Below are 26,455 nucleotides of genomic sequence, written 5' to 3'. Positions count from 1 at the left end.
CCACCGGCTGAAGTGTCACCGGCGGGATCACGCTGGGACGCGGCGCGACGGTCGGCGGCGGCGCGGCGGTGGGACGCGCGCTGGCGCCGTCCGGATGACGGGTCTGACCACACAGCGGGCAGCGACCGTCCGCGAGCACGCCGCGGCACCCGGGCTGCGGGCAGCGCTGGGGATCGGTCACGGGTACTCCTTGTCGCTGGCCAGGCCGCCTGCTCGTGTGACGCCCGCACGATGACCGATGGTAGGTCGTCAGATCACCGATTGCGGCCTGCTGTCGCCTTCTCGTCATCTGACCCGGTTTGCCCCGGCTCGGCATCGCGGCATCTGGGCTGGACTCATTCATGCGGCCCGGTCGGCGCCTCGCCGCAGGTGGCCGGCATCACCACCCTCCGGTGGCGCGCCGGGTACCCGCGGACGGGCATCGGCGGCCGGCCGCACCGGCGCATCCACGGGCGAAGTCCGGGGCTAGCGATAGTCGTTGATGCGCAGCTGGAGGCCGACCAGGGTGAGGATCACGGCCAGACCGAGGGCGATCGACACGGCGGCGGGCGCGAGGCCGAGGGCGTCGGCGGCGGCGCTGAGGTCGTCGGCGAGATGGGCGCGGCTGGTGCCGACGACGGCCACGGATCGATCGTCGAAGGCGCGGAAGGCAACGGTGGCGTCGCGTTGGGCGAGCAGAGCGGCCGGCCACAGACCGTCAGGGCGGTCGACGTCCTCCCGGATGCGCGTGGCGACGTCCTGGTAGGCCGACCACGCCGGGGTGAGCGCCGCGCGGGCGGCCTGGTCGGGGCCGGCGGGGGCTCCGATCGTGGCAAGCAGACCGCCGCTGTCGCTGGTGGCGCTGGTGGCGTCCGGATCGTGGTGCAGGCGGGTACTCGCGGCGGCGGAGTCGGCGTCCAGGCGCGGTGCGTCGGGCCGGTCGAGCAGCGCGCGGATGTCGTCGGTCCGGCCGCGCAGCGCCAGCACCCGGGCCTGCGACGCCGCGGTCAGTGGACGGTATCCGTGCTCGCGTGCGTCGGCGAGGTGATCGCGCTGGGCGCCGAACGCGACGAGCGCCCAGCCGACGGCCACCGCCGACAGCAGCGCCGCGGCGGCGAGCGCGGGACTGAGGATGCGGTTGGTGCGCCCCACCAGCCACACCTGGGTGGCGACCAGCGCCCCGAACGCCATGGTGCCGATCACCACGATGCCCAGCAGCGGGCCGGTGCCGTCGGCTCGGCGCAGCTCACGCTCGACCCCGGCCTGCTCGGCGGCGACGATCCGGTCGGTTGCCGGCACCAGCGTGCCCCACATCAGTTCCGAGCGTTCCGCCTGGGCCCGTTCCACCTCGGCGCCGTAGCGGGGCAGCTGGGTCACGATGACGGTGAGGGCCGGCGTCTGATCAGCGGCCGCGCGGGCCAGGGCGACGAGCTGCCCGCCGGCGTCCGTCATCGCCCGCCGGTAGGCCTCCTGCGCCCGGGCGACCTCGTCTCCGCCGTTGCCGCCGAGTCGGGCGCGGGTCGCGGCGGCGTCGGCGGCGGCCAGGTCCGAGCGCAGACGCAGGGCCGTGGTGAGAGTGGCGGCATGGCCGCCGTCCGGCCGGCCCGACAGCGCGTCCAGCGCACCCTGGCGCGCTCGGGTCGCGACGAACGCCGTGATCCACAGCGCCACCAGCAGCCCCGTCAGCACCATCGAGATCAGCCGTAGCCGACCGGGCGGCGAGGCCCACCACCGCGCCATCGCGCGCGGCCCGGACCTGACGTCCGCCGTGCTGCCCGTGCCGGGCCGGGCACCGGTGGCGGGCTGCGACGACGTGCCCACCCCGGTCATATCCGACGATGCTAGGGGACATCGGGCGCACTCCGGCCGATCTGTCCGCTCGACGTCATCCACCCGGGCCACCCCGTACGGACGCCGCCCGGCGAACCACGGGCGGCCGGTCCGGCGCCGTTGGCCGTCGCCAGGTCGGCGGGCGTCCCGATGACGTCGGCGGCGGGGGTGGGCCGTCCCAGCAGGAAGCCCTGGCCGTAGCCGATGCCGGCGGCCTCGACGGTGGCGAGTTCCCCGGGGGTCTCGATGCCCTCGGCGACCACTCGCCCGTCGATCTCGCGGGCGACCTCGACCAGGCCCGCGGCGATCGCCCGGCGGGCGGCGTCGGTGTCGATGCCGCGGGTGATCACCCCGTCCAGCTTGATGATCTCCGGGCGCAGGCGCAGCAGCTGGGTGAGGCCGGCGTAGCCGGTGCCGATGTCGTCGATCGCGATGCGGATCCGGCGGGTGCGCAGCTCCTGCACCGCGAGCAGCAGCTGCTGGTCGTCGCTGATGTGCTCGTGCTCGGTGATCTCCATGACGAGGCGACCGGCGGCGTTGCGCGGGACGAGATCCAGCAGTCCGGCGACCAGGGTGGACGGCGACACGTTGACGGTGAGGGTCAGGTGCCTGGGCAGCATCGGCAGAACGCTGACGGCACCGTGGACGGAGATGCGTTCGAGCTCGGCGGCCAGGCCCACGGTCGCCGCGTTCGCATACCAGTGCTGCGGCGCGGTGCTGAGGTCGGGAAAGCGTGACAGGGCCTCAAGCCCGACGATCCGGCGGTCGCGCAGCCGCAGGATCGGCTGGAACACCATCTGCGGTCCGCCGCCGTCGATCAGGTCGCTGACCTCCTGCCACACCCGTCGGCGTCGGGTCCACATCTCCTGCAGGTCCAGGACGGAGTCGGTGAGGAAGGCAGCCATCAGCCGCAGGAACCGTGCGTCGCGCGCCGCGCCGGCCGCCGGCCGCGGCCGGGCGCCCAGACAGGCCAGCACGCCGTAGATCCGACCGTTGCTGTCGAACACCGGCGCGGACGTGGTCGAGCGAACGCCGCCGCACGGTGTGTCGTCGCACGTGATGTCCGCCAGGAACGGGGTGACCCCGGGGGCACCGGCGCCGTGGGCGGGGCCACCGAGCAGACGTCCGAGCAGGTCGCCGTCGCGGGCCAGCAGCTCACCGGGGGTCAGGCCCAGCGCGCCGGGATCGCCGCGCAGCACCTGCACCACCAGCTGCTCCCGCTCGGCGCGGGCGAGCACGGCGAGGTCCATGTCGAGCTGGCGGCGCAGGATGTCGAGCAGGTCGGCGACGATGGTCTCGGCCTGGGGCAGATCCACCCGTGCGATCGCCGCCACCGTCACGTCCGCCATGGCGCTCACCTCCGGTGTCCACGAGCAGACATGCCCCGCGGGGCCGAGCCCATGCGCGGTCGGGCGCGGGCACCCGGCCGTACCGCGGGGCCGCCTGGCCGGGTCGCCCACCTGGGCCGGACCAATCGCGTTTGCTGATTGGTGCCATCGCGGATCGGCGTTGGACATCGCCGGGAAAACCCACCATTCTGATGAACATGTTCGGTAGGTCAGACATCATCGGGGGTGGGGAGCTCAGTGCTCCGCCGCGCGGTGTTGCCCTGCCCGCCTCTTCGTCCCGGCGGATTCTGACCCGTCGGCGCGTCGTCGATTTCGGCTTCCTCGCCTCGTCGGCCTGTCCGATTCGCTGACTTAGCCATGTTCGCACCCCTGGCCCGCCGCCTGGCCGGCCAGGCGGCGTTCGAACCGGCCGACCCTCGTGCCCTGCCGGCGTCCCTGCTCATCGCGGTACGACGGCCTGATGATCACGCGTGGATCCAGTACTGATACCGCCGCGGCGGCGGCCGGGAGACCTCCTGTCGCGCCGCTTTCGAGGGCTCGCCCCACAGCGTCACCCTGAGCGGTCCGGCCGGCCGGACCGATCGGAGCGGGGTGGTCGGAACCTGCTTTCTTCCGCCGCTTTCCCGTGACCACACAGGACGATGCCGGGCGACCACCGACGAGATCAGGCATTTATTAGTCCGTTATGTGAATATCTTCCATTTCCGTACTCGATGATCGTCAATGCGCCGGACGAAGGACACCGAGATGACCTCCACTCCGCTCATCCCCAGCACCACCGCGACCACATTGACGGCCACCACGCCGACGGCCACCACGCCGACGGCCACCACGCCGACCGCCGCGGCGGCGACGGCGACGCGGTCGACGAGCGCCCCGGCGGGGTCCGGGGCCACCGGGTCAGACCACGCGGACACGGCGCTCGCGACGGTGCGGGCCTGGGACAATCCGCCGCAGGTGGCCGCGCGCGGAACGGTGATCGTCGTGGCGGGCCGGGGGGAGCACCCCGGGGTCTACGAGCGCTTCGGTACCCGGATCGCGGCCGACGGCTACCGGGTACGGGCCGTCGGCGACCCCACGCGGGACGACAACGCGGCCATCACGGTGGCCGCGGACGTCAGCTCCCTGCTCGCCGACCCCGATCTGCCCGCGCCGCGGGTGCTTGCCGGCTCCGACGCCGGGGCGGCCTTCGTCGCCGCCCTCGCCGCGACCGGTCAGGTGCAGGTGGACGCGCTGCTGCTCGTCGGCCTGCCCACGGCCACCGACGAGCACGGCCAGCAGGACGAGCCCGCCGGCGCGGGGGAGCAGGACTGGACGGCCGAGCTTGCGGCGCGCACGGCCTGTCCGACCCACCAGGCCCGCCTGGACGCCGACCCCGGCGTGCGCCGCGGAGCACTGGAACGCCCGGTGCCGGCGGCCTGGCTCACCGACGGTGACCTGGCCGCGGTGAGCGCGCCGATCCTCGGCCTGCACGGCACGGCAGACCTGGTCAGCCCGCTGAGGCAGGCCCGCGCCCGGTACGCGAGCGCCCCGCGGGCCGAGCTGGTGACCATCGACGGCGGCCGCCACGACGCGCTCAACGACGCCACCCACCGCAGCGCCGCCGCCGCGATCGTGCTGTTCCTCGAGCGTCTGCGCCTCGGCGCGGACCTGCCCACGATCGCCCGCTGGGTCTGACCCCGCCCCGCGTCCCGCTGCGCCCGCCCGCCTCGCCCGTCCGGAGGATCCATGCCCGTCGAGTTCATCAGCGCCGTCAACGTCAACCCGTCCAACGAGCTCAACCGGCTGGGCCTGGCCGCCATCGACCGGCCGTTCTTCCAGCGGTACGCCCGCACGCTCGACGACTACGGCTTCGACTACACCCTGGTGCCCTACGGCTCGCCGGGGCACGACCCGTTCACCCTCGCCGCCGCCCTCACCCAGTACACCGAGCGGGTGCGTCCGATCGTGGCGCTGCGGCCGAACACGATGTACCCGACGGTGGCCGCCAAGCAGCTCGCCACCCTCGACCAGCTCTCCGGCGGACGGGCCGTGGTGCACTTCATCGCCGGCGGCGACGACCACGAGCAGGCCCGCGAGGGCGACCGGCTGCCCAAGGAGCAGCGTTACGCCCGCCAGGCCGAGTACATCGAGATCCTGCGCCGGGTGTGGACGTCGACCACTGCGTTCGACCACGCCGGCACCTACTACTCCTTCGAGGACTTCGTCTCGCTGGTGCGGCCGGTCAACGGCACCATCCCGGTGTCGGTGGGCGGGTCGTCCGCGGACGCCTACCGGGTCGGGGGCGCGCTCGGGGACATCTTCGGCCTGTGGGGCGAGCCGCTGCGCGAGACCCAGGAGCAGATCGACGCCGTGTACGAGCAGGCCCGCCTGGCCGGGCGCAGTGACCGCCCGCGGATCTGGGTGACCTTCCGGCCGATCATCGCCGAGACCGAGGAGCTCGCCTGGGAGAAGGCGCACCGCACCCTGGGCGTGCTGGCGGAGTCGGCGGGTCTGGCCGCCCAGTTCCTGCGGCGCAGGGGCGTCCCGCCGGCCAACGTCGGCTCCCAGCGGCTGCTGGCCGCGGCCGAACGCGGCGAGGTCCACGACCGGGCCCTGTGGACCGCGCCGGCGAAGGCGACCAACGCCGGTGGCGCCTCGACCGCGCTGGTCGGCACCCCGGAGACGGTGGCCGCCGCCATCCTCGACTACGTCGACCTCGGCGCCGAGCTCATCTCCATCCGCGGCTACGACAACTACAACGACCTGGTCGACTACGGCCGCTACGTGCTGCCGCTGATCCGCCAGGAGCTGGCCCACCGGGAGGCCACCGGCCAGCGCGGCGAGGTCGTCTCCCCGGACGCGGGCCTGGACCGGCGTGAGCTCGCCGCCGTCGGTGCCACCGGGACCTCCGCATGACCGCCCCGACCGACCTCGTCTCGGCCGTCCCGGCGGCCCAGGTGCCGGACGACACGGCCCCGGCCCTCCCCGTGGCCGACCTGTCGGACGAGGCGCTGGCGCGCGTCACCGCCGCGCTGGCGAGCACCGCCGAGGAGTACGACCGCACCGGCGAGTTCCCCTGGGCGGGCGTACACGCCGTGCACGACGCCGGCCTGCTGCGCCTGGGGATCGCCCCGCGCTATGGCGGGCAGGGTCTGTCGCCCACCGACAGCATCCGGGTCTTCGAGGCGCTGGGCAAGGGCGACCCGTCGGTGGCGCTGATCTCGTCGATGACGGTGTTCCAGCACGTCCTGCAGGGCCGGGCGCCGTTCTGGCCCGAACAGCTCTACCGCAGGGTCGTCGCCGACTCGCTCGAGCGCCCGGTGCTGCTCAACGCGATCCGGGCCGAACCGGAGCTCGGCGCCCCGGTCCGCGGCGGCCTGCCGGCGACGAAGATCCGGCGCACCGCGGACGGCTGGGTGATCCGCGGCCACAAGGGTTTCGCGACCAGCTCCGAGGGGCTGAGCTACCACCTGGTGTGGGTCGCCACCGAGGAGGACGACCCGCTGCTCGGCCACGCCATCGTGCCCGCCGACGCACCCGGCATCGAGATCGTGCGCACCTGGGACCACTTCGGGCTGCGGGCCAGCAGCACCCATGACGTGCTCTACCACGACGTCGTGGTGCCCGAGGAGTACTTCCGCGGTGAGCGTCTGTCGGCGCAGACCCCGCCGGACGCCGCCTTCGCCGCGGTCGGACTCGGCGCGACCGCTCTATACGTCGGGGTGGCCCGGGCCGCGCAGGAGTTCTTCCTGCGCTTCGCCCACGAGCGGGTCCCCACGGCGCTGGGCCGCCCGATCGTCACCACCGAGCGGATCCAGACGATCGCCGGCGAGATCGAGGCGCAGCTCATCGCCGCCGAGGAGATCGCCTTCGGAATCGCCCGCCGGCTCGAGGACGGCGATCCGAGCGCCCCCGCGCGGGTGATCGTCGCCAAGCCGCTGATCGCCCGCGCGGCGATCCTCGCCGTGCAGACCGCGGTCGCGGCGCTGGGCAACCCGGGGCTGACCCGGCACAACCCGCTCGAGCGCCACCTGCGCGACGTCCACTGTGTGCGGGTGCACCCGCCGCAGGAGGACTCCGCCCTGCTCGCCGCCGGCCGGCGCACCCTCGCCGCCGCCGCCCCCCAGACCCCCGCCGCCCCCTGACCCCGTGGCTGTCCTGAGCGGCTGAATCCCCTGCGGACCGACCGTTGCCGGTCGGTCCGTCCCCGGGCGGGCCTGCCCCCGAAGCGTCCGTCCGGTGCGTCACTGTTCGTCCCGCTGTTGTCCGACCTCGCGCAAGGAGCACCATCAGATGAGCACGTCGTACCGTCACCGAACGAGACGGCGGCTGGCCGCAGTCGCCGTTTCCGTCCTCGCAGCCGTGAGCCTCGCGGCCTGCGGGAGCGGCGGTGGCTCCGGGTCGGACGCCGCCGGCAGCGGCGGTTCGCAGGGGGACAAGCCCGTGCCCGGCGGGCGGCTCAAGATCGCCTTCTGGAACGACCTGCAGGGCTGCATCGACCCGAACCAGGTGTACTGGATCGAGTCGCGCAGCCTCGACCGCAACATCGCCGACTCGCTGACCGACCAGGACCCGAAGACCGGCAAGATCGTCCCGTGGCTCGCCACGAGCTGGACAGTCAACCCGCAGGCGACCGAGTTCACCTTCAAACTCCGCACGGACGCAACGTTCAGTGACGGCACCAAGGTGGACGCGGCGGCCGTGAAGACCGCCCTCGATGGCACGCGTGACCTCGGCCCTCGCTCCATCCTGGGCGTCACCTATCTGGCCGGGTACACGTCGACCACCGTCGTCGACCCGTCCACCGTCAAGGTCGACTTCACCAAGCCCAACGCCGGCTTCCTGCAGGCCACCTCCACGACGACGCTGGCGATCCTGTCGCCTGCCACCTACAAGGAGACGCCGGAGGCCCGCTGCGCCGGCAAGGTCGTCGGCTCGGGTGAGTTCACCCTCGACAGCTACACCGCGGCCAAGTCGGCGAAGCTCACCCGCCGGGCCGGCTACGCCTGGCCGAGCTCGCTGGTCGCGAACAAGGGCGAGGCCTACCTCGAGGGCATCGACGTCAGCTACATCGCCGAGGACAGCGTCCGGGTCGGCAGCCTGACCAACGGCACCATTGACATCGCCTGGCCCCGCCAGCCGATCTCCGAGGCCGACCAGCAGGTCCTCAAGGCCTCCGGCGCCAGCATCGAGACGCGCGCCCTGCCCGGCATCGCCGGTCTGCTCCTGCCGAACGTCACCGGCGGCCGGCCGCTTGCCGACCTCTCCGTGCGCAAGGCCGTCCAGAAGGCCCTGGACCTGCCCAGCTACGCGAAAACGCTGTTCTGGGACGACTATCCCGCGGCCAAGAGCCCGCTGACATCGAGCACCCCGTACTTCACCGACGAGTCCGCCAAACTCGCCCACGACCCGACCGGCGCGGCGAAGCTGCTCGACGGCGCCGGCTGGGCGCTCGGCTCGGACGGCTACCGGCACAAGGCCGACAAGAAGCTGACCCTGACCTACCTCACCCCGTCACCGAGCCCCGGTGACCAGCTCGTCCAGGACCAGCTCAAGAAGGTCGGCATCGACCTGCAGATCAAGGTCGTCACCCAGGCGCAGTACACCCCGCTGGCCACCGCCGGCGAGTACGACCTGGTCAGTTCCTACCTGACCCGGGCCGACCCGAGCGTGCTCGGCTCCGCCATCGACCAGGCCGCCACCAAGCAGTACTCGGCGAAGTACAGCCAGGACGCGGCGACCGCCGCCAGGGTCAGCGCCCTGTTCGCCACCGGCCAGTCCACCGTCGACCCGGAAAAGCGCGGCGCCGCCTACCAGGAGCTGCAGGACTACCTGATCGACAACGCGGTCACGTACCCGCTCTACGACCGACTGCAGACCGCCGGCGTCTCCAAGAAGGTGAACGGCTTCGCGTTCACCTCGGAGGCCTTCCTGCGGGCCAACGACATCTGGCTCGACAGGTAGGCATCAGCGCTGGTCCCGGGCCGGCCGGCCCGCACCACCAGGACCGGCCGGCCCGCACCACCCGCACCACCCGCACCACCCGCACCACCCGCACCACCCGCACCACCCGCACCACCCGCACCACCCGCACCACCCGACCCGCACCTGAACCTGCGCTGGTCGCACCCGTACCCGCACCCGACCGGAACCGAACAGGACCGGGAATCTGATGCCTCGCTATCTCGCCGGCCGGCTCGCCCAGGCGCTGGCCGTCCTCTGGGCCGCCTACACGGTCGTCTTCGTCATCCTGCACGTGTTGCCGAGCGACCCGATCACGCTGCAGCTGTCCGCCGGCGGCGCCGACATCAGCCAGCTCACCCCGACCCAGCTGCACATCCTCAAGGACCGCTACGGTCTGGACGACCCGATCCTCACGCAGTACTTCCACGGCCTGTGGAACGCCCTGCACCTGGACTTCGGGATGTCACTGACCCAGAACGTCACGGTCGGGTCGCTCATCACCGACAAGGTCGGATCCACCCTGGAACTGACCCTCGTCGCCCTCCCACTGATGGTCATCGGCGGCATCGGCCTGGCCTACCTGGCGAGCTACGTCCAGTGGCGTCCGGCGCGCACCCTGCTGGCCCGGCTGCCCGCGGTCGGGGTGTCGCTGCCGCAGTTCTTCGTCGGACTGCTGCTCATCCAGGCCTTCTCCTTCTCGCTGCACTGGTTCCCGGCCACCGGCGAGGACGGCTGGCGCAGCCTGGTGCTGCCCGCGGTGACGATGAGCCTGCTCGGCGCGGCGATGCTCGCCCAGCTGCTGATCCGCAGCTTCGCCGACACCTGGCGCGAGCCTCACATCGCCACCGCCCGCGCCAAAGGTCTGTCCCGCGGCACGGTGCAGCTGCGCCACGTGCTGCGCAACGCGTCCCTGCCGGCGCTGACCCTGCTGGGCATCCTGCTCGGCTACACGGTGACCAACGCGGTGGTCGTCGAGTCGGTCTTCTCTCGGGACGGCCTGGGCCAGCTCGCCCAGCGGGCGGTCCTGGGCCAGGACGTGCCGCTCGTGCAGGCCATCGTGCTGATCGCCGCCGCCGGCTTCGTCGTGGTCAACCTGCTCGTCGATCTGCTGTACACGCTGCTCGACCCGCGCGTGGCCGCCGCCGCGCGGGCGGGCTAGGGGAGGCCCGCCATGTCCGACAACGCGACCACGACGCACGTCACGCCGACCACCGCGGGCACCTTGGCCGCCCCGGCCCGCCCGCACGACGGCGCGGCCCTGACCGCCCCGCCGCTGGTCGCCGCCTCACCGCCCGGCCAGGGGCGGGGCGGGGTACTGGCGACGCCCGTCCAGCGGGCCGAGTCGACAGGCGCGGACGCCCGCGCCGCCGCTGCCGGTCCGCCCGGGGCGGCCGCCGAGATCGAGGCCGCCGAGATCTCCGAGGCCGACACGCACGCCCTGGGGGAGGTCCCGGGATGGTGGGGGCGCCTCGCCGCCACCTGGCGCCCGCTGCTGCGCCGGCCCGGCTTCGTGCTGGCGGTCCTGTTCGTCCTGTTCGTGATCGTGTCGGGTCTGGCGCCGTCGCTGTTCACCTCGTACAGCCCCTCGGACACCTCGCCGGCGGACAAACTGAAGGGGCCGAGTTTCACCCACCTGTTCGGCACCGACGAACTGGGCCGTGACCTGTTCAGCCGGATGCTGCACGGCTCCACCCTGACGATCAAGGTGACCGGCGGGTCGGTGCTCATCGCCATCGTCGCGGGCCTCGCCCTGGGCATCGTGTCCGGCTTCTTCGGCGGCTGGATCGACGTGCTGCTGATGCGCGTCGTCGACGTGCTGCTCGCCATCCCGATCCTGATGATGGCCCTGACCATCATCACCGCCCTCGGGTTCGGCCTGGTGCCGATGGCGATCGCGGTAGCCGTCGGCATCACCCCCGGTTTCGCCCGCACCACCCGGGCCGAGGTGCTGCGGGTCCGCTCGCAGCCCTACGTCGAGGCGGCCCGTACCGGCGGCGCGTCCTGGGGACGGGTGCTGTGGCGCCACATCCTGCCGAACTCGTGGGGTCCGGTCGGCGTGCTCGCCGTGCTCGACTTCGGCACCGCCGTGCTGCTGGTCTCCACCCTGAGCTTCCTCGGTTTCGGCGCCCCACCGCCGGCCGCCGAGTGGGGCAGCCTCATCTCGCACGGGCGCAACTTCCTGATCACCAGCCCCTGGCTGTCGCTGCTGCCCGGTCTGTTCGTCGGCCTGGTCGTGTTCAGCCTCAACCACGTGGCCCGCACCCTTGAGGAGGTGGACCGGTGACCGGCCCGAACGCGACCGGCCCGAACGCGACCGGCCCGAACGCGACCGGCCCGAACGCGACCGGCCCGGACAACGACGTCTCCGCCAGCGCGGTCCGTCCGCCCGGCGAGACGCTGGTGGAACTCGCCGGGCTGTCCGTCGGCTACCGCCAGCACGGCCGGCTCGTGCCCGCCGTCGACGACCTCAGCCTGGTCGTCGCCGCCGGGGAGACCGTCGCCGTCGTCGGCGAGTCCGGTTCGGGCAAGACCACGGCCGCCAACGCCATCCTCGGCCTGCTGCCGTCTAACGGCGTGGTGACCGCCGGGCGGATCACGCTCGCCGGCAACGACGTCACCGGTGCCTCCGACCGGGTGCTGCGCCAGCTGCGCGGCCCGTTCGTCGGCCTGGTGCCGCAGGATCCGATGGTCGGCCTCAACCCGACGATGCGTATCGGGGCCCAGGTCGGCGAGGCCGTGCGCCGGCGCGGCGTGGACCGCCGCCTGGTGCCCGCCGAGGTCCGCGAGGCGCTGGAACGCGCCGGGGTCGACCAGCCGGCGATGCGCGCCCGCCAGTACCCGAACGAGCTCTCCGGCGGACTGCGCCAGCGGGTGCTCATCGCCATCGCGCTCGCCGGACATCCCCGCCTGATCGTCGCCGACGAGCCGACCAGTGCCCTGGACGTCACCGTCCAGCGCCGCATCCTCGACCATCTCGCGAGTCTCGTGCGCGAGTCCGGTACCGCCCTGCTGATCATCACCCATGATCTGGGGGTCGCCGCCGACCGGGCCGACCGGGTCGTGGTGATGCGCCGCGGTCGCATCGTCGAACAGGGCGGCCCGCGCGAGATCCTGCTGCACCCGCGCGAGGACTACACCCGCCACCTCATCTCCGTCGCCCCCGCGCTCTCCCATGCCGGCGGCGTCGTGCCCCGACACACCACCACCGCGACGCCGGTGTCGGCGCCACTGCTGCGCCTGGACGGCGTCGGCAAGGACTTCCGGCTGCCCCGCGGCGGTGAGTCCCGTACCTTCACCGCCCTGGACGACGTGAGCCTCACCGTGCACGCCGGCCAGACCCTGGGTCTGGTCGGCGAGTCCGGTTCGGGCAAGACCACGGCACTGCGCATCGCGATGGGCCTGGAACCCCCCACCCGCGGCCGGGTCTGGCTCGACGGCACCGACATCACCGGCGCCAGCTGGTCGACGCTGCGCCCCCTGCGCCGCCGCTTCCAGCTCGTCCACCAGAACCCGTACTCGTCGCTGGACCCGCATTTCACCGTCGGCCAGAGCATCGCCGAGCCGCTGGTCAGCTTCCGCGTCGGTGACCGGGCCAGCCGCGCCGCCCGGGTCCGCGAGCTGCTCGACCAGGTCGCCCTGCCGGTGTCCTACGCCGATCGCCGCCCGGCGGAACTGTCCGGCGGCCAGCGCCAGCGGGTCGCGATCGCCCGGGCGTTGGCGCTGTCGCCCGAACTCGTCTTCCTCGACGAGCCGGTGTCCGCGCTCGACGTCTCCGTGCAGGACCAGATCCTCACCCTGCTCGCCCGCCTGCAGGACGAGCTCGGCGTCGGCTATCTGTTCGTCTCCCACGACCTCGCCGTCGTCGCCGCGCTCGCCCACCAGGTCGCCGTGCTGCGCAACGGTCGCATCGTGGAAAGCGGCCCGGCGGCCACGGTACTGACCGCCCCCGCCCAGGCGCACACCCGCGAACTGCTCGACGCCGTCCCCGGCCAGCGCTTCGCCGCCGACCTCGCCGGTGCCACCGTCCGACCGCCCGGTGAGACCGCCCCGGGGCCCGACGCGGCGGGGTCGGGTGCCGCCGTCGGCCCGAGCCTGAAAAGCGAGTCCGGCGCCGCCGTCGGACTGAAAGGATGAAGTCATGACCAGCTCTGCACCCGTAGCCGGGGAAACGACCGCGACCCGGCGCTACGTGATCATCGGCGCCGGTGCGGTCGGTGCGACCGTGGCCGCGGAACTGCAGCTGGCCGGCATCGACGTCGTCGTCGTCGCCCGCGGGGCGAACCTCGCCGCGCTGCGCGAAAGCGGACTGCGTTACCTGCGCCCGCCGGCCACCGCCGGCGGTGACCCGGTCGTCCACCAGCTCGACCTGCCCGTCGCCGCCGGCCCGGCCGAGGTCGACCTGCGCAGCGGCGACGTCCTGATCCTGGCCACCAAGGTCCAGGACGCCGAGGCGGTGCTCGCCGAATGGGCCTGGGCCCCCGTCGACGGCGGAGCCGCCGCCGCAGCCGAGGTGCTGCCCGTCGTCCTGCTACAGAACGGCCTGGACAGCGCCCGCGCCGCCCTGCGCCGCTTCGCCACCGTCCTGGACGCCGTGGTGTACAGCCCGTCGTCGCACCTGCGCCCCGGCGAGGTCGTCTCCCCGGCCACCCCGCTCGTCGCCGCCCTCCTGCTCGGCCGCACCCCAGGGACGTCCGGCGCAGGAATCACCGCGGGGGCCACCTCGGGGGCCACGGACGCCGGCGTGGACGCGGTCACGGCCGGCATCGCCGACGACCTGCGGCGGGCCTCGGTGGCCGTGCACCTGGTCGACGACATCGAGCGCTGGAAGGCCGGCAAGCTGCTGGGCAACCTCGCCTACAACCTCGACGCGCTCTACCCGCCCGGCCCGCGCCGCGACGCCGCCGGTGCCGAACTCGTCGCCGAGGCCCGCCGGGTGTTCGCCGCCGCCGGTATCGACGTGGCCAGCGGCCAGCCGGCCGGCCTGGACCTGCGTGACCTCGTGATCGCCGACATCCCCGGCCATGTCCGCGGCGGCAGCTCCACCTGGCAGAGCCTCGCCCGCGGCGGCTCGGTCGAATCCGACTACCTCAACGGCGAGATCGTCCTGCTCGCCCGCCTGCACGGCCTGACCGCCCCGGTCAACGCCGGCGTACAGGCCCGCATCGCCAGCGCCGCCCGCCGCCGCGTCCCGCCCGGCGGCCTCGGCGACGCCGATCTCGAGGCCCTGCTCGCCCTCGCCACTCCCGCCAGCGCGGCCGTTCCCGCCAGCGCGGCCGTTCCCGCCAGCGCGGGTCCGGTGCTGGTCGAGGTGGCGGCGCTGCGTGCGGAGCTGGACTCGGCCACCCCGCCCCTGCTGCTCGACGTGCGCTGGGCCCTCGGTGACCCGCACGGCCACGACCACTACCGCGAGGCCCACCTGCCCGGCGCCGTCTACGTCGACCTCGACACCGAACTCGCCGACCACGCCCGTGCCGCCACCGGCGACGGCACCGCCGGCCGCCACCCACTGCCCGACCTCGACGATCTGCAGCGCGCCGCCCGCCGCTGGGGGCTGCGCGCCGGACGTCCGGTGGTCGTCTACGACGACGCCGGCGGCCTGTCCGCCGCCCGTGCCTGGTGGCTGCTGCGCTGGGCCGGCGTGTCCGACGTGCGCATCCTCGATGGTGCCCTGGGCGCCTGGCGCGACGCCGGCCTGCCGCTGGAGGCGGGGGAGACCGTCCCCGAACCCGGCGACATCGTCCTGACCGCCGGCCACCTGCCCGTCCTCGACGCCGACGCGGCCGCCGCCCTCGCGACCGACGGCGTCCTGCTCGACGCCCGCGCCGCCGAGCGCTACCGCGGCGAGGTCGAACCGATCGACCGCCGCGCCGGCCACATCCCCGGCGCCGTCAGCGCCGCCACCGGCGACAACCTGGACGCCACCGGCCGCTTCCGCCCCGCCGCCGACCTGCGCACCCGCTTCGCGGCCCTCGGCATCTCGGTGGCCGAACAACAGCCCGGGACGCCGGTCGGGGTCTACTGCGGATCGGGCGTCACCGCCGCCCACCAGATCGCCGCACTCGCCGTCGCCGGCGTCGACGCCGCCCTGTACCCCGGATCGTGGTCGGCCTGGTCGTCCGATCCCACCCGACCCGTGGCCACCGGCGCCTGATGAGCTCCGAGGCGGGCACCGAGGTGGACACCGGCCTTCCCGCCAGCGCCAGCCCGGTCGTGTCCGCCAGCCCGGTCGCGTCCGCGGGGCTGGTCGCGTCCGCGGGGCCGGTCGGCGTAACGGGATCGGCAGGCACCGTGGGGCTGGTCGGCGCAACGGGATCGGCAGGCACCGTGGGGCTGGTCGACTCCGCTGGTTCGACCAGCTCCGCTGGATCGGTCGTTTCCACCGGCCTGGGCGGCCTGGGCGGGCCCGGCGGTGGGCGGCGCAGTGAGGCGGCGCTGGCCGCGGTGGCGGAGGCGTTCGCCGTCGCCCTGCCGGTGGGACGCTGGAGCACCGACCCGGCGATCATCGATGCCCACCGGCTCGACCGCTCCGGCTGGATCCCGCCGGGCCGTCCACTCGGCGTCGCCTTCGCCCGGGAGACCGCGGACGTGCAGTCGGTGCTGCGGGTCGCGTCCGCCCGCGGGGTGCCCGTGACCGTGCGCGGCGCCGGCACGGGCCTGGCCGGCGGGGCCGCCGCCGGAGCCGGCGGGGTGGTGCTCGATCTCGCCGGGATGAACCGCATCCGCGAGCTGTCCGTCGCCGACGGCGTCGCCGTCGTCGAACCCGGCGTGATCACCGCAGACCTGGACGCAGCCGCCCGCCGGGTCGGCCTGAGCTACGTCCCCGACCCGGCGAGCGCGTCGATCTCCACCGTCGGCGGGAACATCGCCACGAACGCCGGCGGCCTGCGCTGCGCCAAGTACGGCGTCACCCGTGAGTCCGTCCTCGGCCTCGAGGTCGTTCTCGCCGACGGCGAAGTGATCTCCACCGGACGGCGCACCGTCAAGGGCGTCGCCGGCTACGACCTGACCGGCCTGCTCGTCGGCTCCGAGGGAACCCTCGGCGTCGTGGTCGGCGCAACCCTGCGGCTGCGTCCGCTGCCGCGGGCCACCGTGACCCTCGCCGGCTACTTCGACACGGTCGGCGCCGCCGTCGACGCCGTCACCGCCCTGGGCGCCGCCGGGATCGTCCCCGCCGTCGCCGAACTGCTCGACGACCGCACCGTGCGCGCCGTCGACGCCGCCACCGGCAGCACCCTCGCCGCCCACGGCGCCGTGTTCCTGCTCGTCCAGACCGACGGCGCCGGCGCCGTCGAGGAGGCCGACGAGGCCGAGGCGATCCTCGCCGCCCGCGCCCGCGTGGTCCACCGCAGCACCGACGACGCCACCGCCGGACCCCTGCTCGCTGCCCGCGTGGCCGCCCTGCCCAGCCTCGAACGCCTCGGCCGCCCGCTGATCGAGGACATCGCCGTCCCCCGCAGCCAGCTCGCGACCGCCGTCGCCCGCGTCGCCGAGATCGCCACCGCCACCGGCGTCGACATCTACACCCTCGCCCACGCCGCCGACGGCAACCTGCACCCCATCATCATCGTCGACCCTGCCGCCCCCGACCTCCCCCCCGCCGCCTGGCACGCCGCGGAACAGATCTTCCAGCTGGCCCTCGACCTCGGTGGCACCATCACCGGTGAACACGGCGTCGGCGTCCTCAAACGCCGCTGGCTCGCCGCCGAACTCGGCCCCCACAGCCACGACCTGCAACGTCGCCTGCGCGCCGCCTTCGATCCCGCCGGCATCCTCAACCCCGGCCGCGCCCTGTAGCCGGGGGGCGGTACGAAGTTCCTTTCTCCTGTTCTTTCTCCTTTCTCCTCTTTCCTGGGCGATGTGGTTGTCCGACATTCTCCTTGTCGCCGTTCGGAAGGCAGGCGCCGGCGCCGGTCGGCCTGCACCCCCAGGATGGACGTCGATTCACGACACAAACCTCAGGGAACTTCGTGCCTGATCTTGATGTGGAGGGTTGTTCGTGGAATCAGGGGCTCGAATGACGAATAACCCTCCACATGGCACAGATTGATCGTCGGCGTCGGCGTCGGCGCCCGTCGAGGTTCGTCGAGGTTCGTCGAGGTTCGTCGAGGATTCTGGGTCTGGGCGCCGCCCTGATCGGGCCGTTGACCGACGTCGATCTGCGGTCGTGGGGAAAATGGATGCGTCCGGACGGGTTGGGAAGAGGAGCAGATCATCGGCGGCGAGGAGAACGGGGTTGGCGGGGGAGCCGGGGACCGTCGGGCTGGGAACCGTGAGGTTGGCGGGGGGAAAGGCGGAGTAGGCGAGGAGAGGGGTGGAGCGGGCGGTGGGGCCGGCCGGGGAGCAGGGGAACGTGGGAGGCAGGCCGGTGGGAGGCAGGCCGGCAGGGCGTGGGGCGGCGGGAAGCAGGCCGGTGGGATGCGAGGCGGCGGGAGGCGGGGCGGTGGGGCGCGGGGCCACGAGGCGCAGGGCGGCGGGGACGGTGGGGTTTTTCGGTCGCTGCGGGTGTACAATTTTCGGCTTTTCGCGATCGGGCAGGTGCTTTCGGTAACAGGTACCTGGGCCATGTTCACCGCCCAGGACTGGCTCGTTCTTTCGCTGACGCATGATGCGGGGAGTGCGCTGGCGCTGGTCACGGCGCTGCAGTTCACGCCGATGCTGGTGCTGACGTTGTACGGGGGACGGCTCGCCGACCGGTATGACAAGCGGGTGCTGCTGGCCGGCGCGAACGTGGTCTCGGGAGTGCTGGCCGCGGGCCTTGCGGTGCTGGTGCTCACCGGTGCGGTGCGGCTGTGGCAGGTGTGTCTGTTCGCGGCGGCGATCGGGGTGGTCAACGCGGTGGAGGCGCCGACGCGGATGGCGTTCATCAGTGAGCTGGTGGGGCCGGCGCTGCTGCCGAACGCGTCGGCGCTGTCGGCGGGCTATTTCAATGTTGCCCGCATCATCGGGCCCGCGGCGGCCGGGCCGCTCATCGCGGTGGCCGGCACCGGACCGGTGATGGCCATCAACGCCGGCAGCTATCTGGCGACCGTGGTCGGGCTGCGGTTGATGCGCCCCGGGGAGATCCGCCGCTCGGCCCGGGATCCGGCGCGGGTGGTGCGGGTCGTCGACGGGCTGCGCTACGTCCGCGGGGAGCGGGATCTGGTGGTGGTGCTCGGGCTGGTCGCGGCCGTCGGCCTGGTCGGGATGAACTTCCAGCTCACGGTCCCGCTGATGGCCCGCACCGTCTTTCATGCGGGGGCGGCGAAGTTCGGGCTGCTCACCACCGGGCTCGCCGTCGGTGCGCTGGTCTCGGCGCTGGTCACCACCACGCGGCGCACCCGGCCGTCCGCGCGGCTGGTGGTGGGTGCGGCGTTCGGGTTCGGGGTGCTCGAGGCGGCTGCGGGGTTCGCCCCGTCCTATGTGGCGGCCATCGGCCTGTTCGCCGTGACCGGCTTTGCGTCGCTGTACTTCATGCAGGCGGCGAACCACCGGGTCCAGCTGGGCAGCGATCCGGCATACCGGGGGCGGGTGATGGCGCTCTACACCCTGATCATGCAGGGGACGACGCCGCTGGGCGCCGCGCTCGTCGGCTGGCTTGCCGCGGTGGCCGACGCCCGGGCCGCGCTGTACGCCGGCGGTGTGATCTCGGCCATCGCGGCGATCGTCGCCTGGACTGCCGATCGGGTCTGGGCCGGCGGTGGTCCTCGGGCCCGGGAGGCTTCCGTGCCGGTGGACGTGCAGGAAGAGGCCGCTCTGGCGGGGAGGGTGGCTGTCGCGGTGACGGTGGATGTGCGGGAGACCGCGGATGTCCGCGCAGCGGGGGACGTCCCGGCAGCAGCGCCGGAGCGGGCGGGGCGAGACGTCCGACTTTGACCGATGGGCAGGCCGAAGCCTCCTATAATTGCGGTCATGGGGATGTCTGCGGACAGCGAGCGGTGGTTGCGGCGGTTCCAGCCCGGTCCGGCGAGCGGGCCACGGCTGCTGCTGTTCCCGCATGCCGGGGGGTCGGCGAGCTTCTTCGTCCCGTTGGCGAAGGCGCTGGCCCCGACGGGGGATGTGCTGGCCGTGCAGTACCCGGGCCGCCAGGACCGTCGGCTGGAGGCGGCCCACACCTCGATCGGACCGTTGGCCGACGAGCTCGCCGAGGTCGTCGGCGGGCTCGAGGACGACCGTCCGCTGGCGTTGTTCGGTCACAGCCTGGGCGCGATCGTCGCCTTCGAGGTGACCCGGCGGCTGGCCGCGGCCGGGCGCCCGGCACCCGCGGTGCTGATCGTCTCCGGTCGGCGTGCACCCTCGACGGTCCGCGACGAGTCCTACCACCGGTTGCCCGAGGCGGCGTTCATCGCGGAGCTCGGCAGCCTCGGTGGCACCGACCCGCGCATTCTCGCCGAGCCCGAGCTGCTCGAACTGATCGTCCCGCCGACCCGGGCCGACTACCAGGCCATCGAGACCTACCAGCCCGGCGCCGATGCGGTGATCGACGTCCCCGTCGTCGCCCTGATCGGCGACACCGACACCCGCGTCACCACCGCCGAGGCCGAACGCTGGCGCGAGCACACCACCGCGTCCTTCGACCTGCGCCACTTCACCGGCGGCCACTTCTACCTGATCGACCAGCAGCCCGCCCTCGTCGACACCCTGACCAGCGTGCTGTCGTCGCTGCCCGCGTCTCAACCAGCTCCCTGACCGACCCCGTCCGGGGCGACCGCTGCCGCGGCCGGGACGCTGTTCCCAGCCGGCGGTGGCGACCTGCTTTGTGTCGACACCCCAACCGCCGACTGGGCGATCATCGTCGAGGGATCGTGTAGTTCGCTGGCGACATATATCCTTTCCGACCCGCCGCATGTCTGGCACCAGGAGGTCACCGCCCCCGGGCACGCAGCAGGCTATGGCGGTGTGATCAACGATGACTACCTGGTCCGCGCTGCGTCGTTCTGCCCCCGAGGCGCGATGTCCGAATCCGTCTGTCGACGGCCGGGAACGCAACGCGAACCCGCTGATCTTCCCATGCGCATGCGGGAATCCCGAAGTCGGTGTGCGAAAGCGGGGATTCTCGGTCGGTGATCGATGTGGAATGACAGCCCGTGGTGATGTGTCAGTGCTCCTGCTGATAGATTCATGCCAGTGAACGAGCAGCTGCCCGGCGGTACCAGGCTGTCACCCGCCGAGATTGACGCCCTCGGTGCCAGGTGGTCTTCGTGCTGGACCCCGGGTCAGGTCGCACGGCGCCTCGCCGGGGTCACAGCACCCTGGTGCGTGGCCGCGGGCTGGGCGCTGGATCTGTTCCTCGGCACGCAGACGCGCGAGCACGGGGACATCGAGATCGCGCTTCCCGCCGCGAACTTTCCCGAGATCCGCGATCGTTTTCCCGGATATGCCTTCGACGCGGTCAGCAGCGGCTGGATCTGGGAGAACGCCACTGCGGACGTGCTGGCCGCCACCCACCAGACCTGGCTGCGCGACCACGGCACCGGCGACTACCTGCTGGACGTGTTCCGAGAACCCCACGACGGCGAGACCTGGATCTGCCGGCACGACCAGACGATCCGCTTTCCCTATGGCGAGATCATCCGCCGCACTCCGGAGGGCATCCCGTATCTGGCGCCCGAACTGGTCCTGCTGTTCAAGGCCAAGCATGTCCGCCCCAAGGACCAGGTGGACTTCGACGCGACCATCCCGCACCTGGCCCCAGCCCAGCGCCGGACCCTGGCCCGGCTCCTCGCCCACGCGTACCCAGGACACCGCTGGCAGGCGAACCTGTAACCCGGGCCACCCGGCGAGTGCAAGGCCGCCCGTCAGCACCACACCGGCCAACGACCAGGCCGAGGCAGGAAATGCCTCGAAGGCCGAAGGACGAGCAGGGGGAATTGCCCTCCTTCGTGGGCGGAGTAGTCCGGTCGGGTGTGGGTGTACGCGGATCTGAGCATGTTGTGAATTGATAGTGTTGCCGGTGGTTTGGTATCCCTATTGTCTGGTCTGTGCCGATCGGGGGGCTGTGGCCGGTCCGTGGGAGCTACCGGTGCCGTCGGTGGTTCTCGCGAGGGCGGATGTCGGCCGGCTCGGCGCGACGGTACCGGCCCGCGCGTCCTGGCCTGGGGAGATCTGGGGCTCAGGGGAACTGGGGACCAGACGATGAGGGAACCGAAGGCGTCATCGGCGCCTGACGTCCACTACCACCATCTGGACGCGCTCCGCGGCGCGTTCATGCTTGTCGGCGTCTTCGTGCACGTCTCGACGCTTGGCCATGACCGCGTCTTCCGGGGCATCGCCTACGCGTCCGGGCTGTTCCGGATGCAGGGCTTCTACCTGATCTCCGGCTTTCTGTCGGCGATGCTGGTCGGCAAGTACGGCGCGGGGCGTACCGTGCGGCGCCGGGTGGCCGCGGTGGGAGCGCCGCTGCTGTCCACCCTGGTGTTGTTCAATCCACCGACGCTGTGGATGACGTACAACTACCACAACAATCCGAACGTCTCGTTCCTGGGTTTCCTCCGTGGGCAGACCATTGCGCACCCGCAGGGCGAACTGCACTGGACGCTGCACCTGTGGTTCCTCATCGTGCTGCTCGTCTACGTGCTGTGCACGCCGGCCGTGGTCATGATTCTCGCCCGGGTCGTGCCGACCTCGGCCTTCCGGCAGGCGACGGCCGGGCGGCTGCGCACGATGACCACGATCGTGGTGGCGATGCTGGCGTTCACCATCGTGCTTCGCGGCGGGCGTCGCGCCGTCGTCGAACCGGTGCTCGGCACCGGAACCGTCGGCGAACTCGCCCGGTTCACCCTGGAGTTCCTGCCGTTCTACTGCCTCGGGGTGCTGCTCTACCTGGACCGCAGCCGGCTGCTGGCGCATTTCCAACGTCCCGCGCCGGTGCTGCTCGCGGTCTCCGGGCTCGCGCTGCTCGCGTCCGAACGGGGGTGGGTCGCGCAGCTTGCGTCCGGCACCGGGCAGGTGCTGACGAACACCGTCTTCTCGATCGCGCTGGTGGCCACCCTGTTCGCGTTCGGTGCCCGGCTCGTCCCCGGGCCACGCCCGGCCGCCCGTTATCTCGCCGACGCCTCCTACACGGTCTACCTCTTCCACTTCTTCTTCATCTACGTCCTCGCCACGCTGTTCGGGTTCGACACGTCGCTGCACTGGCCGACAATGCTGCTGCTGGCGCTGCTGACCATTGGCGTGACGCTCGCCGTCCACCATTTCCTCATACTGAGGTCGGCGTTTCTGCGCAAGATGTTCAACGGCAAGTTCCCGGCGACGTCCGGCCGTCGGCAGGATGCTTCCCGGCCGGTTGCGGGGCCGGCCTCCGCGGCGGTGGTGGGTGGGCCGGTGGCCGGCCACCCGGAGGATTTCCTGGATCCGGAGAGCACCGTTCCGCTGGCCGTCGGTCGTGGCGTGCCGGCGGATGCCGAGTCGACCCAGCAGCTGAGCTGGGTCTACCAGCCGCGAGTTGTTCCGGGGTCGCCGGGCCAACGTGGATACCTGTGAGCCGGACCGTGTTCCGCGGTGCGCGGCCCGCCCCGACGTTGCATGGATGATCCGCCCCCCATGTCGGGCCCCGCGGCATTGATGACCGCGACGTCCACGACTCTGCCGTTGACGGCGCCGATCTGCCGTTGCTGGCCCCGACCTGGGCGTCGAGGCGTGCGGCGTCAGGGGGCGTGCTACCGGTGTGGCGTGGTGATGGCGACGGGCGGCCGGGCCCGGCGTGGGGGGTGAATCGCCGGGACCGGCCGGGACGCGGGCCGACGTCCAGACGTTACTTCTGGAAGCCGGCGATGAACGGCGTGTCCGCGTTGATCTTGCCGTTGGCCTTGACGAAGCGGGTGGCGCCACCCGGCTCGCCGAGGGGCTCGTCGCGCCCGGGCAGGACGTCGCTGAAGAACGCCGCCTCGCTGTCGAGGAACTCCTGGTCCTTGGCCTTGATCCGGTCGTCGCTGAGGACGGCGCCGATGGGGCAGGAGACCGCACAGGCACCGCAGTCGGTGCACTCGTCCGGGTGGATGTACATCTTGCGGTCACCCTCGTAGATGCAGTCCGCCGGGCAGCCCTCCAGGCAGGAGCCGTCCTTGACATCGATGCACCCGGACATGATGACGAACGCCATGGTGAACCCTCATTTCCGATCGACACGTACGGGCGATGGCCGCGTGGCCGGTCATCCCGTGGCTGGCCTACGACTTCTTTCCGGCGGACGCCGGTCGGAGTGGGAATGCCGTACGGCGAACCCGAGGGGAATCGTAGCGGGCGGGTCGGTTTCGAAACGTCGCCCGGTGTGAATGTCAGGTTAACAAGATATTCGCGAGAAAAGGGCCCTGTCTGGTCTCCGGGAGAGCGTCCGGGAAAACCGCAAAGAAAAAGGCGAGGATATCTGTGTGGACAGATTTATCCTCGCCGTTTTCCTGGTCGACGCGCCGACCCCGTGCCCATGGCGGTCGGCGCGGGAACGGGGTCAGTGGTCGAGCGGGGGTGGTGCTATGGCACGCCCGGGGTTATGCCTGGCCCAGGGTGGCGATGTCGATGACGAAGCGGAAGCGCACGTCACTGCGCACGACCCGGTCGTAGGCGGCGTCGACGTCGCCTGCGCCGATCACCTCGACCTCCGCGCCCATCCGGTGCTCGGCGCAGAAGTCCAGCATCTCCTGGGTCTCGCGGATCCCGCCGATGCTCGATCCGGCCAGGGTGGCGCGCCGGGTGATCAGGGAGAACATGTTCAGCGAGCTCGGCTCGCTCGGCGCCCCGACGTTGACCATCGCCCCGTCCAGGCGCAGCAGGCTCAGGTAGGAGTCCAGGGGCAGGGTGGCCGAGACGGTGTTGAGGATCAGGTCGAACGAGCCGCGCAACGCGGTGAACGTACGCGGGTCACCGGTGGCGTGGTAGTGGTCGGCCCCCAGCCGCAGGCCCTCCTTTTCCTTGGCGAGGCTCTGGCTGAGCACGGTGACCTCGGCACCGAGCGCGTGGGCGATCTTGACACCCATGTGGCCGAGCCCGCCGAGCCCGACGACGGCGACCCGCCGGCCGGGGCCGGCCTGCCAGTGCCGCAACGGTGAGTAGACGGTGATCCCCGCGCACAGCAGCGGCGCGGCCGTCTCGAACGGGATCGCCTCGGGGATGTGCACGACATAGTTCTCGTCCACGACGATCTGCTGGCTGTACCCGCCGTAGGTGACCTCGCCGTCGTGGTCACGCCCGTTGTAGGTGACCACCATCCCGCGCTGGCAGTACTGCTGTTCACCGGCGCGACACGGCTCGCACTCGCGGCACGAGTCGACGAAACAGCCGACACCCACCCGGTCACCGACGCGATGGCGGGTCACCCCGGATCCGACCGCGGCGACCACCCCGGCGATCTCGTGCCCGGGCACCATCGGGAAGATGCCCGCCCCCCACTCCTGACGGACCTGGTGGATGTCGCTGTGACAGATCCCGGCGAAGTGGATGTCGATCTGGATGTCATGCGCGCGCAGCTCACGGCGGGTGATCGTGGAACGTTCGAACGGTGCGCCCGGGGTACGGACGAGCAGGGCCGTGCTGGTTGCCATGGAGCTCCTTCGGGATCACGGCGGCCCAGTGGGACCGCTCGACCCCCATTGTGCGAGTGCGGGTGGCGGCACCGCGTGGGGCGATCCGATGGCCCATGCGGGGGTGCGACGAAGCAAGGCGGCATCACCCGGACGGGCCGGTCGGCATCGGCAAGTCGGTGTGAGGCCCGTCCGGTGGACCGGTGGTCGGGTCCTGCGCGCCGCGGGGTCGCCGTCCCCGCTGGTGATCGTCGTCCAGCCGGCGGCGGCGGTGCGGGTATGGCGCGCCGTGAATAGCCGGAACAGGCCGCTGGAATTCCGCCCGTTGGCCTTTTCGGGCCCGTGACCGGATGTGGCGATGCTCCCGTTCCGGTGGCGGAGCCTGGTGCCTGTATGGCCTGCCCGGGTGATGGAAAACGGAACACCTGCCGAGTTCGCGATAGGAACGATCCGACGGGTGGCGACCGCCCGCTCATGTCGGCCGTACGGAGGACATGTGGATGCGCGCGACGAGGACGTCCGAGCGTCGCAGGACCTGGCCCTCGAGGTGCAGGAAACACCGAACGGGCTGACCACCCGCCCCGACCCCCTGCGGCCCGGCGATCCCCGGCTGCTGGGGGACTACCAGATTCTCGGCCGACTCGGTGAAGGCGGCATGGGCACCGTTTTCCTCGGCCGCGGCCGTGATACCGGTCTCGTTGCCGTCAAGGTGATCCGAGCGGAGATCGCCCGCATTTCCCGCTACCGGGAACGGTTCTGCCGGGAGGCGGCGGCGGCCCGGCGGATGGCGCGATCGTGCACCGCGCAGGTGTTCGACGTGGCCTGCGACGTGGCGGGCGCGTTGTATCTGGTCACCGAGTTCGTCGACGGCCCACCCCTGGCCCGGGCGGTTGCCGCCCAGGGCCCACTTGGACCGGCCGATGTCGAACGGGTCGCCGTGCGGGTCGCCACGGCGCTGCGTGCCATGCACGGCGTGGGGTTGGTGCACCGCGACCTCAGCCCCGCCAACGTGCTGCTGTCCCCGCTGGGTCCCACGGTGATCGACTTGGGATTGGCGCGGGTGTCCGACGACGCCCCACGCGGCCCCCGGGGCCGGCTCACCGGCGCACCGACGTACATGTCGCCCGAACAGGCCAGCGGCCACCGGGTCAGCGGCGCCGCGGACATCTTCGCCTGGGGCGGACTGGTGATGTTCGCCGCGACCGGCGCGCCGCCCTTCGGTACCGGAACGACCGCCCAGCAGCTGCGTCGGCTGCAATGCGCCGAGCCTGATTTCGACCGGTTCGACGCCGCACTGGGCGACGGTGTCCTGACCGCGCTCGTGCACGCGGCGATGAGCCGGGAATCCGCCACCCGCCCCAGCGCCGACGACCTGGTCCGGGCGCTGATCCGCCCCGGCGATGCGCCGGCCGCCGTGAGCAGCTGTCTCGACATCCTGCCGGCGCCACCACCGCGCGCATTCCCAACGGTCATACCGCTGACGGCCGCACCGGTGACGGCCACGGCACTGCCGGTTGTGTCGACTGCGCCCTCCTCGGGCCGGCCAGCCGTGGCCGAGGTGCCTGTTCCGGCGGACGTCTCGCCCGACGAGGGCCACGGCGCGACCGGCCCGGACGAACCGCCGCCAACGAGTTCGGCGGCTGGTGCGGGTGAGACGAGTGCCGTCCTGACCCCGGTTCGGGACTCGCCGCCGGCTGTCGGCGCACCCGATCTCCCCGGTGGACCGGGTGGGGCCGCCGTGTCGGGTGAGGCCGCCGTGCCCGGGGTGCCCGTCAGGGCGCCGGGGACCGGGGCTGTCGGGGCTGTCGGGGCGGTGGGCGGCCGTGAAGGGCCTGATCGGCGGGCGGGTGGGCCCGGGGC

Annotated in this window: 20 protein-coding genes; 15 read left to right on the top strand and 5 right to left on the bottom strand. The window is 72.5% G+C overall.

Annotation, left to right across the window (positions count from 1 at the left end; genetic code table 11):
* From ND747_RS25840 to ND747_RS25830, 3 genes are all read right to left on the bottom strand, one after another.
* The coding region (locus ND747_RS25840) for a hypothetical protein (protein ID WP_251736815.1) at nt 1-181 on the bottom strand (181 nt) is incomplete at its 3' end.
* 284 nt (nt 182-465) lie between these two features.
* Nucleotides 466-1,809: a hypothetical protein gene (locus ND747_RS25835; RefSeq protein WP_251736813.1), complete on the bottom strand. Its 1,344-nt coding sequence runs from the start codon at nt 1,807-1,809 to the stop codon at nt 466-468.
* An 11-nt stretch (nt 1,810-1,820) separates the two neighbouring features.
* Nucleotides 1,821-3,158, bottom strand: a complete 1,338-nt coding sequence (locus ND747_RS25830) for an EAL domain-containing protein (protein WP_251736811.1) — start codon at nt 3,156-3,158, stop codon at nt 1,821-1,823.
* A gap of 357 nt (nt 3,159-3,515) precedes the next feature.
* Here ND747_RS25830 and ND747_RS29560 point away from each other — a divergent pair, with 357 nt between their 5' ends.
* The 14 genes from ND747_RS29560 to mdoC all read left to right on the top strand — a co-directional run bounded on the left by ND747_RS29560 (nt 3,516) and on the right by mdoC (nt 22,562).
* A complete protein-coding gene (locus ND747_RS29560; protein ID WP_285901135.1) occupies nt 3,516-3,644 on the top strand; it encodes a hypothetical protein in 129 nt (42 codons plus the stop codon).
* A gap of 261 nt (nt 3,645-3,905) precedes the next feature.
* Entirely contained in the window at nt 3,906-4,835 is a 930-nt protein-coding gene (locus tag ND747_RS25825; RefSeq protein WP_251736809.1) for an alpha/beta hydrolase, read from the top strand.
* Nucleotides 4,836-4,886: 51 nt separating this feature from the next.
* The gene (locus tag ND747_RS25820) at nt 4,887-6,056 is read left to right on the top strand and encodes an LLM class flavin-dependent oxidoreductase (RefSeq protein WP_251736808.1); all 1,170 of its coding nucleotides are present in this window, start codon (nt 4,887-4,889) and stop codon (nt 6,054-6,056) included.
* Nucleotides 6,053-7,285, top strand: a complete 1,233-nt coding sequence (locus ND747_RS25815; RefSeq protein ID WP_251736803.1) for an acyl-CoA dehydrogenase family protein — start codon at nt 6,053-6,055, stop codon at nt 7,283-7,285. Before ND747_RS25820 ends, ND747_RS25815 begins: the two co-directional genes overlap by 4 nt.
* 148 nt (nt 7,286-7,433) lie before the next feature.
* Nucleotides 7,434-9,104: an ABC transporter substrate-binding protein gene (locus tag ND747_RS25810; protein WP_251736802.1), complete on the top strand. Its 1,671-nt coding sequence runs from the start codon at nt 7,434-7,436 to the stop codon at nt 9,102-9,104.
* A gap of 208 nt (nt 9,105-9,312) precedes the next feature.
* A complete protein-coding gene (locus ND747_RS25805; protein ID WP_251736801.1) occupies nt 9,313-10,263 on the top strand; it encodes an ABC transporter permease in 951 nt (316 codons plus the stop codon).
* Between the two features lie 12 nt (nt 10,264-10,275).
* Nucleotides 10,276-11,388, top strand: a complete 1,113-nt coding sequence (locus tag ND747_RS25800; RefSeq protein ID WP_251736800.1) for an ABC transporter permease — start codon at nt 10,276-10,278, stop codon at nt 11,386-11,388.
* Between the two features lie 116 nt (nt 11,389-11,504).
* Nucleotides 11,505-13,238: an ABC transporter ATP-binding protein gene (locus ND747_RS25795; RefSeq protein ID WP_251736816.1), complete on the top strand. Its 1,734-nt coding sequence runs from the start codon at nt 11,505-11,507 to the stop codon at nt 13,236-13,238.
* Nucleotides 13,239-13,242: 4 nt separating this feature from the next.
* Nucleotides 13,243-15,255: a rhodanese-like domain-containing protein gene (locus tag ND747_RS25790; protein ID WP_251736799.1), complete on the top strand. Its 2,013-nt coding sequence runs from the start codon at nt 13,243-13,245 to the stop codon at nt 15,253-15,255.
* Complete coding sequence (locus tag ND747_RS25785) at nt 15,255-16,898, top strand: FAD-binding oxidoreductase (protein ID WP_251736798.1); 1,644 nt, start codon at nt 15,255-15,257, stop codon at nt 16,896-16,898. The genes ND747_RS25790 and ND747_RS25785 overlap by 1 nt, the downstream gene beginning before the upstream one ends.
* A 708-nt stretch (nt 16,899-17,606) precedes the next feature.
* Nucleotides 17,607-18,956 (top strand): MFS transporter, encoded by a 1,350-nt coding sequence (locus tag ND747_RS25780; protein ID WP_374216325.1) that lies wholly within the window; start codon nt 17,607-17,609, stop codon nt 18,954-18,956.
* Between the two features lie 36 nt (nt 18,957-18,992).
* Entirely contained in the window at nt 18,993-19,769 is a 777-nt protein-coding gene (locus ND747_RS25775; RefSeq protein WP_251736796.1) for an alpha/beta fold hydrolase, read from the top strand.
* 438 nt (nt 19,770-20,207) lie between these two features.
* Nucleotides 20,208-20,846 carry a nucleotidyltransferase domain-containing protein gene (locus tag ND747_RS25770; RefSeq protein WP_374216324.1) on the top strand — a complete coding sequence of 213 codons (639 nt, stop codon included), beginning with the start codon at nt 20,208-20,210 and terminating at the stop codon, nt 20,844-20,846.
* Nucleotides 20,847-21,215: 369 nt separating this feature from the next.
* Complete coding sequence (gene mdoC, locus ND747_RS25765; RefSeq protein ID WP_251736793.1) at nt 21,216-22,562, top strand: glucans biosynthesis protein MdoC; 1,347 nt, start codon at nt 21,216-21,218, stop codon at nt 22,560-22,562.
* Between the two features lie 271 nt (nt 22,563-22,833).
* Here mdoC and ND747_RS25760 read toward each other — a convergent pair whose 3' ends face one another.
* Both ND747_RS25760 and ND747_RS25755 read right to left on the bottom strand, forming a co-directional pair.
* On the bottom strand, nt 22,834-23,181 hold the full coding sequence (locus tag ND747_RS25760) for a ferredoxin family protein (protein ID WP_251736792.1): 348 nt from the start codon (nt 23,179-23,181) through the stop codon (nt 22,834-22,836).
* A gap of 385 nt (nt 23,182-23,566) precedes the next feature.
* Nucleotides 23,567-24,616 carry an NAD(P)-dependent alcohol dehydrogenase gene (locus ND747_RS25755; RefSeq protein ID WP_251736791.1) on the bottom strand — a complete coding sequence of 350 codons (1,050 nt, stop codon included), beginning with the start codon at nt 24,614-24,616 and terminating at the stop codon, nt 23,567-23,569.
* A gap of 475 nt (nt 24,617-25,091) precedes the next feature.
* On the opposite strand from ND747_RS25755, the gene ND747_RS25750 reads away from it, so the two are divergent.
* Nucleotides 25,092-26,455: serine/threonine-protein kinase (locus ND747_RS25750; RefSeq protein WP_251736790.1), on the top strand; the 1,364-nt coding region annotated here is incomplete at its 3' end.

This window comes from Frankia sp. R82 (assembly GCF_023716925.1).
GTDB lineage: Bacteria > Actinomycetota > Actinomycetes > Frankiales > Frankiaceae > Frankia.
Note: the sequence above shows the minus strand (reverse complement) of the source record. Positions and strands in the feature narration are given on the sequence as shown.